The sequence below is a fragment of the Pseudoalteromonas sp. SM9913 genome, assembly GCF_000184065.1.
Lineage (GTDB): Bacteria > Pseudomonadota > Gammaproteobacteria > Enterobacterales > Alteromonadaceae > Pseudoalteromonas > Pseudoalteromonas tetraodonis.
Genome location: NC_014803.1, coordinates 574,849 through 589,028, shown reverse-complemented (window position 1 = coordinate 589,028; position 14,180 = coordinate 574,849). Strand labels below are relative to the sequence as shown.

The following is a 14,180-nucleotide window of genomic DNA, read 5'->3' as shown; positions in this document are numbered from 1 at the left end:
CATGTCAGTTTAGGTAATAAAAATTTACTCGCTTTATCTGGGCATAGTTTCTTTAAACGGCTTACTGCATAACGCCCACACCTTGATAAAGTATATAACTCTTATTTCTCAGTAACACCTAGCGCAGATTGATAACTCAACTGATAAAGCACCTTAAGCAATAACATCTGTCTCTGCGGATGAGTGATAGATTTGACCGAGTAAATTACTATATAAACAATATAAAAGATTTTTAAAAAATGATAAAAACATCTTTATTCCTTTAAAAACGCATCTAATAGTGATTATTTAGTCAATTACCTAACTCAGTTATGCGCTGCGTTGATATTAAAATATTGATGCTAATATACTTCAAAACTATCCAATCAATTACAATTGTATTTTAATAATTCAGTAAAGAGTCAGGCCAATTTTGTTATCACTGTTGTTGCATTTTTTCGGTGCTGCATGAGTCATAAAACGCCTTGCTTAGCCTTTAATACAAAATGCTATTTTCTATTGTAACCAGGGCTACTCACGCATTATGACAACAAGCTTTTTAAGTCAATCACAACAGGTCGCACTGCAACAAGCACTTATCAACAGTAAACTGTTAAACAGCGACGTAGTAACGAGTGATAACCCACCATCACAAGAACAACAAGCCTATGGCTGTATCGCTGTAATGCTCTATCGCTTTAATTTACAAAAAATCAAATGGCCCTCTTTTTTAAAAGCAGCTATAAACACTGCAAGTAATGAGTGCCCGTGGTTAACCCGTGAACTTATCAGATGCCAGCAAAGCTACAAAGCCCAACCCGATGACGCTATAAAAGTTGAACAATCTGCATTCATTAGTGGTATTTTTAGCGAAGAGCTCGCTTATATTGACACTTTACTTGGAACAGGTGCACAGCCTGAATAAAGTGATGGGGCAAGCATCGTTAAGCCTGCCCCAAGGATAAATTAAAAGCTATATTTTAAGCTCAGCTTATAATTAACAGGCTCACCGGGTTGAGTCCAAATTGCAGAGTAAGAGTTTGAGTAATATTCTTTATCAAGCATGTTATTAATGTTCACTTGTACCATCACATCTTCATTAACGTTGTAAGTTGCGAACAAATTCACCAACGTATACGAAGGTAAGTAATACGTAGGGTCTATGGTTTCACCTAAGCGTTCCCCCTCATACTGAACAGCTATACCAACGGTCGCATTTAAATCGATTAAATCATTTAATTCTCTTTTAATACGCGCATTTGCACTGTGTTTAGGAATATTAAGTAAAGGGCTACCTTTTGGTAATTTTACCCACCAATCTGTATTAACCGTGTCGTTTGCTGTTTTTGCATCGGTGTAGGTATAGGCAAAATCAAATGAGGTGCGCTCTGTAATATAACCGTGTAAATCAAACTCAACGCCTTCGCTAGTTACCTCGCCTAACGCCGTCGACACGCCTGCTTGCAAATCTGTGGTCAACATATTGCTTTTTTCGGCGCTAAATACTGTAAAGCTACCATTTAGGGTATCGGTGCTAAATTTAACACCCGCCTCAATAGAGGTTGTCGATTCTGGCTCAAATGCATCACCATTTATATCGTAACCACTGTTTGGCCTAAAACCTTCCGAGTAACTGCTGTAATACTGTATGTCGCCTGAGTAAGCATACACCAAGCCTACTCGTGGGCTAAATGTACTCTGATTGCTTTTAGACTGACTTTGATTAATGTGATTATCTATTTGCTGATCAAACCAATCATAACGACCGCCTACTTGTACTTTCCACTGCTCAGTGATGTCGATTTGATCTTGAATATAAACCCCGTAACTGTGCTGTACTTCAGTGCTGTTAAATAAAAGTGAGCCTTCGGGTGCTGTTTGCCCATACACGGGGTTATACATATTGATTGCATAGCGCGTATCTTCAAGCGTAGGGCGGTATCTGTACCAGAGTTTGTCAAAATCAAACTTGCTGGCATCTGCGCCAATTAATAAGTGATGGGTAAACCCAGCAGCAGTAACGCTACCACTTAGCTCAGTGCGCGCTGAGATGTTTTTAGTTTGAAAATCACGCTCGTTATGTTGCCGACTTAAGGTTTCGCCATCAGTAAAATAAAGCTGCCTGCTAGGGGCGAGTTCAGCATCACTCGATTCGCTTATAAATTTAGAATCGCTATAGCTAAGCCCATTTAAAAGTGACCATTGCCCTATTTGATGCTCAAAGGTCAGTTGATGAGAAATCGCATCAACCTCTGTTGGTTCATCGCTTGGCTCACCTAAAAACGTTTCAATAGGTAATGCGTCTATCTTCCCATCTAGAGCAACTATACCACGGTCAAACGTCACACTCTGATCAACATATTCTAGTTCATAATTTAATTTTGTTGTGTCGGATATTAACCAAAGAACTGAAGGTGTGATCACTGTTTTTTTATTTTCGTGGTAGTCTCTAAAACCCTCACCATCTTCAATTGCACCGTTTATTCTAAAAGCAACTTGATCATTAATTGCATTAGTGTAGTCGCCTTCAGCGCGATAACTTTGCCAGCTCCCTGCAGATATTTTCAAAGAGCCTTGTTCTTCAAACTGTGGCTTTTTAGTGATGATATTAATAGTACCGCCAGGCTCAGAACGGCCATAAAGAGCAGAGCCAGGCCCTTTCATCACTTCTACATAATCAATATTGCTAGTATCGCGGGTACCACTAAAACTTCGACCCGATGAAAAACCATTAATTAAAAAGCCTGAAGGAATATTCTCATCGCCTACTAACCCACGTATTGCAAAGCTTTCCCACAATCCACCAAAATCATTTTGTTCAGAAATACTCGGCGTTAAATCAAATATATCGGTGAGTGTAGTCACTCCTGCGTCATCGAGGTTTTCTGCTGATATAAACTCAATACTTTGTGGTTGCTCGCTTAAAGGCACATCGCCACGAAAAGCTTGTCTAACCCCCGAAACCGCTATTTTCTCAATGTTATCTGATGCTGAAGCTGCGTATACAGAAGGCGCTAAAATGGTACTTATAGCAATTGTTAGGGCTGATATTTGGTATCGATTTATTAAGTTCATTCTATCTCTTAGATATCATACAAGCTTAATCGGTTAAGTTTTCACTAAAAAATTTTTTAACTAGAGCCGATTAAACAAGCACGAAATGCAAATGGTAATAATTGTTATTTGCAATAATATACAAACAGAATAAAAAGAGCTACCCTACAGCAACAAATTTTACAAAGTTATTAGGGGTTGTTTTTATTTTTGATTTAAACGTATTCAACATCGAAAAATAAATACCTCCTAAAATTTAGAGAAAAAAATGAAAATATTACCTTTCGCCTGCATGGCATTAGTCACTTCAATATCAAGCGCATACAGCGAACAAGCACAGGCTCATGCAATATGGTTTGCAGAGCGCTCATCACAGGTAGCTTTTATATATGGCGAAGGCGCACAAGATTTAGATACCGTAAAACGACAAAATAAAATTAAAAGCATTACTGGCTATAGTAAAAACTGGCAACTAAAAAACGTAAAACTTATTGAATCAGGGCCTATGATGCTGCTAAGTGATAAAAGCGTTTATGCGGTTACTGGTATGCTCGATAATGGGTTATGGAGTAAAACAAAAGAAGGTGAATGGTTTGCTAAAGGTCGAGATGAAATCCCCAATGCACTATTAAGCGAACATACTAAAAAGTACGCAGTACATTTGCGTGGCCCGCTTGCCCAAGTACCTGAACTTAAAAATCAGCAATTACAAATCCTACCTGTAGGTAACGAATTTTCAGATCAAAAAGGCGCAATAGTCAGCTACCGCATAACTTTCAATAGCAAAGCGGTTCAAGGCGCTAAAGTAATCAATGATTTAGTAAACGACCCAGATCAAGAGCCAATAGTTAGTAATGATGACGGCTTGGTCACATTGCCATTGCGTAACCAAGGCTTAAACGTAGTAGCCGCAATCTATGACGAAAAAAGCACAAATTTAAATGTATTTGATAAAACAGAGCATTTAGCCACACTCTCATTTGTTTTACCCCATGCTGCAGAATAAAATCAAACCTCGCCGCTCAACATTAAACAGCCATCTAACCAATATGTTTTATGTTGGCTACACAAGAGTAACTTGTTAATTAATTGGCATAAAAAGTTGCAAATTATATTTATATAACTTGCCACTTTCTTTAACGTATCACTGCCCTAATGGTTGGATTTTCTCTTTTAAAACATTCCGTATATAGAGCATCTGCACAGTGACAATAATTGATACTAACAACGGCGTTGAAAGCGCTAAGCCATGAATTCCAAACATAGCGCCCATCAATAATTGCCCACCAAGCATAACTGCTGGCGGCAATGCAACAGCTGTTCTTTGTACAAACGGTGTTATTACATTACTCTCGAGCACTTGTACAACACCGTACACGACTAGTACATACGCAGCTTGGGTTGGGCTATTGAGTAACGCGACTAATACCGCAGGTATCAAAGCGGCAATAGGCCCTATAAATGGCACAAATGATAACAAACCCGCAAGCAATGCCAACGCCATTATCAATTTCATATCAATAAGCCACAAACCTAAGGCGGTTAAAAGCCCGACCACAATCATTGATGTTGCACGGCCCATTAACCATAACTTCAATGCATAATATACACTGTGCATTACTTCATTTATGCGTCTGCGTTTATCACTTGGAAATAAAAATAGTAACCCTTTTTTATAAGGTTCAGGGTGCAGTGCGAGGTAAAAACCAATAAATAAAATAACAAATATATCAGCAAGTGAACCAAATAAAGTAGAAAAGACCCCGGAAACTTCCCCCATCAGCTTTCTTGGTGAAAGTGGTGCTTGTTGCCATTGCCCTTGCGCCCACTGAAGCAGAGCCTCGCCCCACTCTTTACCCTTCAAGTAACCTTCTAACTGTTTTACCCCACCAGTTATTTGCTCTCTAAGCTGTAACAACTGATCCATAATAGCAGGGCCAACCAAGTAGCCAGCAAGTATTAATAACCCCAATACGGTAGCAGTAACAAGCATTACCAGTCCCCATCTGGGTAAAGGTAGCCAACGCTGTAACAGACTCGCAAGCCCTATTAAAAAAACACCAAATAAAATCCCGCCAAATATAAGCAATAACACATACGATAATTGCCACAGCAGCATAAATAAGCCTATTGCTAAAGCTGTAATGCCAATGGTTGCTAATAGTCTGCGAATATAGTTGCTATCAGAGCTCATTGCTTCTCCCTTTGCTTGGTATGGCATGCACTTAATAAAGTTAATGCCTATACATTCAATGCAATTAAAATTTTGCAAAGTACAGTTTTATCAGTTTTAGTGCTTTTTTAACAGTCTCCTATATAAAACGGCTCGTTTTGTTATGAAGGAAAGACACCGCTTACAGGCTCAATTGATATGGCTGAATGCGTGAATGTGGCTAAAAATAATACTGACACTAAACGATGACAGAGCCGATAACCAAAGGCTCAAATTCATAGGGCGTTCTTTACCCAAGCCATAGCGCATATTCTCACCAATCGAGGCCATTACTAGGTCCATAGCCATATTTAAATTGGTTGAAAAAGTAACAATACTTGGTTTTTGAATAAAAACATCAAGAAAACACAGCTGCCTGCTTGAATGGAACTTTCTAATGTCACTTGCAAAACGAGCCTTCCTTGAGAACTCTTGGTAAAGAGATAAAACTTAAATAAGATTTTATCTCTTTTAAATTAAACTTTTAATTAAATTAGCTGCCCAACAAAGTTAACACTATTATGGGCTAAAATAGGGAACACCAAACTCCCTGTGCGCTCTCTTAGCCAAAGCAAAATAAAACCGTAGCCACCTGTTAATAAAATAGCGGGGAAAGAAAAGTGCCACTCTCCACCATTAAACATAACGCCATGAACTAGTCCAAATAACACCACTAAGAGCAACCCTGCAATGTTAATTGACGCACCACCTAAACTGTAGCGTTCAGATATAATTGCCAAAGATATACAAAATAAAAGAATCCCTCTAAACATAGGCTCTTCATCAAAGCCTGGCATTGTTGCTTGATAAAGTAAGGTTTCTAAATCGTAACTAGGTTCACCACTCCAAAAAAGTGATACAACTATCTGTAAAATGATAAACAAGCACATAACTGTAAAAGCGGGTTTTATAGAATTTTCATTTTGCTTAAAAGTAAAACCAGCATCTGCAATACGAAAGTTAGCTTTAAATTTAACTAAAGCTAATAGTACGACTAACCAAAGGATTATTGCCGCTACTTTTCCAGACCAATTCCACGACATATCAGGAAAAAGCATATCCAAGAGAATAACCTTTCCACCTTTAAACAAAGCAAAAAAGTAGCAAACTAAAATACCTAACGAAATCAAAGACCACATTAGATTTAAATCGGTAGTGTTTAGAAATCTGTGTCATTTCAGTATTATTAAGAAAACAGGAGTGACACATGACTCAATCTTTCGACTTCAACAAAGCATTAGCTGAACTTCAAGCTGGTAAAGGCCTTACTGGCGAAGACGGTGTTCTAACACCATTAATTAAACAACTCACCGAAGCGGCTCTTAAAGCTGAATTAGAGCAGCATTTAGAATCTGAGACCGAAGTTAACCGTAAAAATGGTTCAACCAAAAAAACAGTTAAGTCATCCATAGGTCAATTCGAACTTGAAACGCCCAGAGATCGTTCAGGTTCGTTTGAACCTCAGTTTGTTAAAAAGAACCAAACCAAGTTAACGCCTGAAATTGATGAGAAAATCCTATCTATGTTTGCTTTAGGTATGAGCTACCGAGATATTCGAGGCCACATACAGGATATGTATGGCGTTGAGGTATCAGAGGCCACCATCACTGCCGTAACAGACCAACTGATACCAGAGCTTAAAGCATGGCAAGCGCGCAGCTTAGACACGCTTTACCCGTTTATCTGGCTTGATGCCATTCATTATAAGATTAAAGAAAATGGGCGCTACGTGAGTAAGGCTATTTATACCGTACTAGGTGTCAATATCGAGGGCCGCAAAGAGTTACTTGGTTTATATATCTCTGAAAGTGAAGGGGCTAACTATTGGCTATCAGTATTAACAGATTTACATAATCGTGGTGTATCCGATATTTTAATTGCCTGTGTTGATGGACTAAAAGGTTTCCCTGAAGCAATAGCAACAATCTATCCTGACGCCGAAGTGCAGGAGTGCGTTATTCATCAAATTCGTAATTCGATGAAGTATGTTGCTTCAAAGCACCAAAAAGAGTTTATGGCTGACTTGAAACCCGTTTATAAGGCAGCCACTAAAGATGCAGCAGAAGCCGCTCTCGCCGAATTAGATGCCAAATGGGGCAAGTTATACCCTATCGTTATCGAGTCTTGGCGTCGTAAATGGGGCAATCTGTCGGTTTACTTCAAGTATCCAGATTACGTGCGTAAAGCTATTTATACCACAAATGCAATTGAAGCTGTACATCGTCAGTTTAGACGACTCACCAAGACTAAGGGAGCATTCCCTAATGAAAACAGCTTGATGAAATTATTGTATGCAGGCATATTGAATGCCTCGAAGAAATGGACAATGCCAATCCATAATTGGAATCTGACATTGTCGCAATTGGCCATCCACTTCGAAGGTAGGTTAGATGGTGTGCTAGATATTTAGCAACTTAGGCTGACACAGAATTCTGAACGCCCTCTTTAAATCAACTTTTTTAATTGCTTTTAATATCAAAACTAAAAGTAATATAACGCCGACATTTGCAAATAAACTTATAAATAGATCTTCCATGAATACCTCTTTTATAAAAGGCTATTTCTAGCACTTATTTTATTATTGTTTTAAGTAGTACCTAATACTAATCCTAAATTAGGTACTGTTAAACAATTAGTTATAAAAGAGGTAAGCACTCTAGGTACAAACAGGGTGTTTACAGCAATTAATACTTTTATGTGTCTTTAAGATGGGTATATTAAGGCTGGATATGTCGTATTGTATTCAAGGCAAAGACAAACATCCCTGCTTGACCAGAGGTTTTCAATGGCCGCCCTTCGGCTTTTGGTTTTCTACTGAATATTCAGAATATGTTTGGATATTTTAACCTCCTCAATATTATAAGGAGGTATTTAGGTCAAATGGAAAAAGCACTGTTTGACTAAATTAGACCCTGTAACTAAACATGGCGAAGGTACCTTATGCATTCTTTCTCAGAAGACGATGTCCAGCCGCTACCCAGTATCTGAATAAGATAATTTTTCAGAGCTTTATTTAGTGATAGAGCTTGCTTAATAAGAGGATACCTACCTGTTCTAATCAACTCTATATAAGCAATTGCTATGTCATCAACATCTGTAAAATACTTATCATTCAACTGTATAAAAACAGCCATTACCTTATCTAATTCATATGTACACTCAGTAATTAAAGCACTCGCCATTTTATTCTCATTAGTAGAAAAAACATTAGTAAAGCGAGGTATAAAGCTTCTGGCAAACTCCCCATCTGGGCCTGCAAGTTCAATATATACTTGATCAGATATAATAGAACCCAAAACTCCACCAACAACAACACCTACTGCTACACCTATAGGCCCAAACCAGATGCCAGCAGTCGCGCCCCCAGCGGCGCCTCCAGCAAAGCCACCTCCAATGTTAGTTGCTTCACGTCCTGCCGCTTTGAGTTTATTATCTGAACTACTAATATTATAAACTGCGATACATATAGAAAGTACCCATAAGCTTCGCCCTGCTTTGCCTAAGTTGTTTGCTTTGGCGCTAACGTTAGGGTTTGCCTTCCCTGCACTTTGAACTATCTTTTTATAAATAGATGAAGCTTCTGATTCATTTAGCTCGCCAAAACCTTTACCGAACTGGCTTTTTGCATATTTATCTAGTAATACCTCTAAATTCAAACCACTGGCCTTTAACTTAACAACCTTAGCTTTACCAATATCACTAGTTTTACTGCGAGAGACAGCCATGATTTCATTTCGCATTTCATTCGCAGCTACAGCAGCTTGTTTAGGTGTTATGACTCCAGTCTTATAAGCATTAACTAATTCCAAAGACATTTTTTTTGTCTGTTCCATATATAGCGCCCTTACTTTTGAATCATTTATGAAACGACTACCAAAGTTAATTGCTGCTACTTCCATTTGCCTAATACTAGTTTCTACATCTTTGTCAGAAATAAACGAGTCCATGTTTGTAAACCTTAATCTTTTATTGTTAGATAACTTGGTGATAATTTATTTGAGTAACGAAGGCCATTTGAAGGTATTGCATGAGAAATATGCACTTTTTTTTTGTCGGCAATAATTAAATTATTTATCGAATCCCCCCAAAATTTGAATTCAATCGTTTGATCATTTTTAATTATTAAATCTTTCAAAATCCCTGGAGAATACGGCTTCGAGAGTTCAACACTTTCAATAACCTCACCTTTTGAATCAATCAAAGTAATATATAATGTCTCCTCGTATGGAGAATCATCGGAGGTAAAGAATATATACGTGCAATTTTTTCTTTTAAATATTTTTTCTACCTTCTTTCCATATAATACTTGTTGGTTTTGCAGGCCATCAAAATGTACTTGTAATTTTTCTTTAACTTTATTTTCTGAAAAAAATGTAACTTCTTCCATAATTAAATCCGTTTAATATTAGATATTAACAATATTATATATTTCCCCAATTAATGTACACCTTTGAAATAGAGTTACTAAATCTCACTCAAAACTACTTTGTCAAAATACGGAGTTTATTTATATAGACCAAAAGAGACCTAACAAGCTCATCCATTGACCTTTTTTCCTTTTATTTAGTCCTTTGCTCTTTAAAATCTAAGTCTTTATTCAAAGAGTACAGATGAAAACATTAATAGTGCGCAAAGCATAAAAATTACAAAATACACTTTAAATAATCTCGAGACGTGAGCTGGTACCTTGTCTCTATCACTTAATAAATTATACCGTTTTGCATACCAATCAAATAAAAATACACTGCCATAATGAAGTAAACCATGAAGCGCCATAAAAATATTTAGGGAATAGTAGCGATTTCCATGCTCTAAAATATCTTCAACCGTTCTGAGCTTTTTTGCTTTTAAATAAAAAGCTAAAGGTAAAAGAATGATAAAAATAACACTTAAGCCAACACCAAAAAATATCAAATCCATTATTTAATCAACAAAGAAGAAAAGTAGTCAATCTAAACAAAGTAGGCCATTAAGCATGCTAATAAAAACATAAGGCTAAATGTTATAAACAAAATATAATAAAGCTTAAACCACATCTGCAAATTTTTGGGTACTTTCTCCCTCTCCTCTATTACCTTATAACGTCTAGCATACCAATCGAATAGAAATATAGAACCGTAGTGCAATGCTCCGCTACCAGCAGTTATGATATTTAATGAGTAAAAACGATTTCCATCATCTAGAACATCCTCTATCAACCGTGTTTTTTTTATCTTTTATAGCTATTAAAATTGGTAATATTATAAAAAAGAAAAGACCCGCAGATGTAAGAAACAGAGTTAAAAACCACAACTTAATAGGCTCCATTACTTTTCAACAACCTCATATATTAACTCGCCTGCCCCCCCTCCAGAATAACCTCCAGCTTCGCTTGCCTCAACCCTATCAAAACCAAATGGGGTCAAATCTTGACTTCCAAAACCAAATGGGGTCAAATCTTGACTTCAAAACCAAATGGGGTCAAATCTTGACTTCAGACATCAAACAATCTCGAAGTTTTCCGTATTGTAATTTAACCTTTTTATCTTCAACCATTAATGTATTCAACCTACCGACAGCTTTCGATATTGCCGAATAGTGTTCAACATTAAAAACAGCTGCTAAAGCCTGCAAATTTAATCCCGTTAAATCTTGGCATAATTTAATAGCAAACCAGCGTGGTAAGTTTTTCTCTTTTCGCCCCTTTTTAACCGTTATAATCTCATCAACTTCAACATTAAAGTGTTGAGCTAAGTAAGCAATTACATCATCTGCTGAGTGCTTTTTAGTAACAAGCTTTCTTTCGCTATCTGACTTGGCAATATAGTCTTTTATGTTTTCAATAAAGTCCTCACAACCCAAAACCGACAACAACTTTTTAGCACTATAAAAAGCGCTTATTTCTTTATTATTTTCAAATTCAACAAACTGTTTATAAGCAGCATATTTACGCTTTTTGCCTTGCAGTGAAAATATAAAATCTCGAACGAGCCATTTAGGCGTCGCTACCCTTTTAATGAAAGCTGAATAGCTAGACCATTTATACTTAGCAAGGTCTTCTACCAACGGTGTACTCGTTTCAATTGGGTTACGGTGAATGTACCGACTAACATGCAATAAGTAGTTATCAGCATCCACCAACACAGCTTTGTAGCGTCCTCTAAACAGCGCACCATCTGTATTATGTGTTCTATTAAAGTATTGAGTATAAAGGCCATTAATATGCTTCATGGCTCGGCCTAAATTAGCATCGGGAGTTTTTATTAGCAGGTGGTAATGATTGGTCATTAAACAATATGAATGCACTTCAATATTAAATCGAAGGCTTGCTTGCTCAATGCAATATAAAAAATATTTAAAGTCGTCATCACTCAAAAAGGTATTTTCACGCCCTCTTCCGCGATTCATCACATGATAAAATGCGTTCTCGTACTCTATTCGCAGCGGCCTAGACATAGCGATTCACTCAATAAGCTGTAAACTATAAATCTAGACCTTAGATGTCTGAAGTCAAGACTTGACCCCTTTGATTTTTGGCTACATTTAAAGTGAGTTTAAAAAGTAAGAACAATTGGTTTTTGAATAAAAAGATCAAGAAAACACAGCTGCCTGTTTGACCAGAACTTTCTAATGGGAGAGACCTTGGCTTCCAGTGGTTTTTTGAGGTGTATAAATATTTAATTTCCTATGAAGAACTTACTTGGAGCTAAATCAGTCATTATATTAGTACCATATTTATTTGATAACCTACCAATGAACAAAGGTTCAATATTACTCACATGAGATAGTAGCCCTTTAAGTTGAAGTATTTCCTCATCAGACAGCAATTCAAGCGTATATTTATGAACAAGAGAGGATATGAATCTTTTCTTTTTTCGACCAATGGATAATAAGTTATTGTTAGTTAATGTTATTCCAGTAATGTGTCTATTAAATTTCTTCGATGAAAAAACGGTTTTCTTTGTATTTACTCTGATTTTAGAACCATATAGTTTTTTTAGCGTATTTTTAACTAACTTAGGTATCTCAAATAGAATATCTTTAATATTAGTGCTAAATGCGAGGTCATCAGCGTATCTGGTGTAAGTTATGCCCATGACCTTGCATTCTTTTTCTATTAATCTATCAAAGTTATACATAATAACATTCGATATAAATGGTGAGCTTGGGGCACCAATGCTTAATCTTAAAGGGCTATTTCTCCTTAACTTCCAGAATAGAATTCCTGATATAAACTCAATGTTTCGATCATCTAAACCTATACCAAAAGCTAGCATTTGCTCTATTAAAATACTCGGAGTTATGGATAAGAAAAAGTTCTTGAAGTCCATTTTTAATAAATATTGGTTATCTTTATGGGCTAAAGCGTTTGATTTAATACCTTTTTGTTTTACATATGCGTTAGCGCTAGCATGAATGGTTAACTTATCCTCCAAATGTGTTACGAGCAATCGCTGTAAAAATTTAACTTCTTTTGATGGATGTGCAATTAACCTTCTTTCATCGCTATTTCTTTTAGCAATAGTATATTTCTTGTATCGCCTGGGGGCTGTTGAAGAAAAGTTTAGCAACTCTTTTTCTGGCATTAACAAATCTTCACTAATACGTTCGATAATATTCATTGCGCTCCCCCTAGAGCCCTTTTAATATTGCTAATTTGTTTTAAAGCCAACCTTCTCTTTTTAGATGATTCATTTTCATCAAGAATAAATGATCTTCGTATCGACATTTTGATAGAACCTTCATCTCGTTTAGAGTTATCTTTTGCCCTCCCAAATTTTATTCTTCTGTCTTCGTCATTACATGCGTAGTAATAGTTAACATTACTATATGTTGTAAACTTAATTAAGTTGATTTTTTCTAACAGGAATAACAATCGATGAATAAACTTTTCATTTATATCAACATTAATAGAAGCTAATGCTAATTCAATTTCAGTTATTTTTATAGGACTTGAAATTTGTATTATGTCATGTATTAGAAATGCAATATGAGCACTGTTTTTAATATCAAACTTTGAAGTTTTGTTAGTGTTTCTCAGTTTATTTTTAATATCACCAGCAATTAAATCAATATGCTCATATTCTTGAAGTTCATTGTTTGGCCAAGGGTAGATTAGAACTGATGAAGGGTCTCTTTCAACTAAGCTACTTAACGGTCCTAAATAAATGAAAGAATCTTTTGCTTCAACATCTGATTGAGGAGCTATTACCAAAAGGCGTTTAGACAAATAGCTGTTATTACAAAGCAAACCAAGTTCAACCAATGAACCTGGACTTTCTAGACAAATAATAATCAAGGTTGATACTTTTGCAATGTCATCTTCAAATACCATTAAATCTGAGTACGCACCATCTTTAAAGTAGTCCTTGAAGTCTTCAGCCATAACACAAGATTTTGATAATAAGCGATATTCATCATCGTCATCGTTTAACTCAAAATACTGAATTATACGATCTCTCATGCTAGCCGGAACTAGCTTACCAGTATTGTACTCTCCACCACATACAAAAACTCTAGGCGGGTGATACAATACTTGAAAATTGGAGAAGTCGAAACGCTCAAATTCTTCGATAAGCGTATCATCATAGTTCATTTGCTGGCGTTGTCCCTTGAATTAAAAAAAACGGCCATCATGGCCGTTTTAGTTCTCTCTACCTAGAGGATGCGCTGAAGACTTCTCTAACGCTCCTGAGGAACGAAGGATCTTTAGAGAAGTGCTTTAGCGCAACCCTAAATACCTTCAATAAAATAGTGTCTGGCTAATCGCCCGACAAGGATAAACTGTTGTGCGTTATCCCACGCGTAAAGAGTAAAGAAAGTGTACATCAGCAAAAAAGCCTATTCAATGTTTTAGCTTGAAAATATGACAAAAATATATTAACTAAAGAGTATTTAAATCCACTTCATACTCTCTCATACCAGAGTACTAAAGTTCAGCTATTACTTCTTGTCA

At 36.5% G+C, this 14,180-nt stretch carries 13 protein-coding genes; 3 read left to right on the top strand and 10 right to left on the bottom strand.

Features of this window, described 5'->3' with window-relative positions:
• Positions 1 to 523 precede the first annotated feature (523 nt).
• Positions 524 to 904 (top strand): hypothetical protein, encoded by a 381-nt coding sequence (locus PSM_RS02745; protein ID WP_013464106.1) that lies wholly within the window; start codon positions 524 to 526, stop codon positions 902 to 904.
• A 41-nt stretch (positions 905 to 945) separates the two neighbouring features.
• Here PSM_RS02745 and PSM_RS02740 read toward each other — a convergent pair whose 3' ends face one another.
• Complete coding sequence (locus PSM_RS02740; RefSeq protein WP_013464105.1) at positions 946 to 3,054, bottom strand: TonB-dependent siderophore receptor; 2,109 nt, start codon at positions 3,052 to 3,054, stop codon at positions 946 to 948.
• Between the two features lie 247 nt (positions 3,055 to 3,301).
• Between PSM_RS02740 and PSM_RS02735 the strand changes: the two genes are divergently transcribed.
• Positions 3,302 to 4,039 carry a DUF4198 domain-containing protein gene (locus PSM_RS02735; protein ID WP_013464103.1) on the top strand — a complete coding sequence of 246 codons (738 nt, stop codon included), beginning with the start codon at positions 3,302 to 3,304 and terminating at the stop codon, positions 4,037 to 4,039.
• A gap of 138 nt (positions 4,040 to 4,177) precedes the next feature.
• Here PSM_RS02735 and PSM_RS02730 read toward each other — a convergent pair whose 3' ends face one another.
• From PSM_RS02730 to PSM_RS02725, 3 genes are all read right to left on the bottom strand, one after another.
• On the bottom strand, positions 4,178 to 5,227 hold the full coding sequence (locus PSM_RS02730) for an AI-2E family transporter (RefSeq protein WP_013464102.1): 1,050 nt from the start codon (positions 5,225 to 5,227) through the stop codon (positions 4,178 to 4,180).
• 168 nt (positions 5,228 to 5,395) lie between these two features.
• A complete protein-coding gene (locus PSM_RS18560; protein WP_013464101.1) occupies positions 5,396 to 5,536 on the bottom strand; it encodes a hypothetical protein in 141 nt (46 codons plus the stop codon).
• A gap of 197 nt (positions 5,537 to 5,733) precedes the next feature.
• Positions 5,734 to 6,303 (bottom strand): CPBP family glutamic-type intramembrane protease, encoded by a 570-nt coding sequence (locus PSM_RS02725; RefSeq protein WP_013464100.1) that lies wholly within the window; start codon positions 6,301 to 6,303, stop codon positions 5,734 to 5,736.
• A gap of 149 nt (positions 6,304 to 6,452) precedes the next feature.
• On the opposite strand from PSM_RS02725, the gene PSM_RS02720 reads away from it, so the two are divergent.
• Entirely contained in the window at positions 6,453 to 7,655 is a 1,203-nt protein-coding gene (locus tag PSM_RS02720) for an IS256 family transposase (RefSeq protein ID WP_013463204.1), read from the top strand.
• 508 nt (positions 7,656 to 8,163) lie between these two features.
• On the opposite strand, the gene PSM_RS02715 is transcribed toward PSM_RS02720, so the two are convergent.
• The 6 genes from PSM_RS02715 to PSM_RS02690 all read right to left on the bottom strand — a co-directional run bounded on the left by PSM_RS02715 (position 8,164) and on the right by PSM_RS02690 (position 13,820).
• A complete protein-coding gene (locus PSM_RS02715) occupies positions 8,164 to 9,192 on the bottom strand; it encodes a hypothetical protein (RefSeq protein WP_013464099.1) in 1,029 nt (342 codons plus the stop codon).
• A gap of 11 nt (positions 9,193 to 9,203) precedes the next feature.
• Entirely contained in the window at positions 9,204 to 9,632 is a 429-nt protein-coding gene (locus PSM_RS02710) for a hypothetical protein (RefSeq protein WP_013464098.1), read from the bottom strand.
• Between the two features lie 206 nt (positions 9,633 to 9,838).
• On the bottom strand, positions 9,839 to 10,165 hold the full coding sequence (locus PSM_RS02705; protein ID WP_013464097.1) for a hypothetical protein: 327 nt from the start codon (positions 10,163 to 10,165) through the stop codon (positions 9,839 to 9,841).
• 540 nt (positions 10,166 to 10,705) lie between these two features.
• Positions 10,706 to 11,680 carry a transposase gene (locus PSM_RS02700; RefSeq protein ID WP_013464095.1) on the bottom strand — a complete coding sequence of 325 codons (975 nt, stop codon included), beginning with the start codon at positions 11,678 to 11,680 and terminating at the stop codon, positions 10,706 to 10,708.
• A 221-nt stretch (positions 11,681 to 11,901) separates the two neighbouring features.
• Positions 11,902 to 12,846, bottom strand: a complete 945-nt coding sequence (locus PSM_RS02695) for a retron St85 family RNA-directed DNA polymerase (protein ID WP_013464094.1) — start codon at positions 12,844 to 12,846, stop codon at positions 11,902 to 11,904.
• Positions 12,843 to 13,820: a retron St85 family effector protein gene (locus tag PSM_RS02690; protein WP_013464093.1), complete on the bottom strand. Its 978-nt coding sequence runs from the start codon at positions 13,818 to 13,820 to the stop codon at positions 12,843 to 12,845. Before PSM_RS02690 ends, PSM_RS02695 begins: the two co-directional genes overlap by 4 nt.
• Between the last annotated feature and the right edge of the window lie 360 nt (positions 13,821 to 14,180).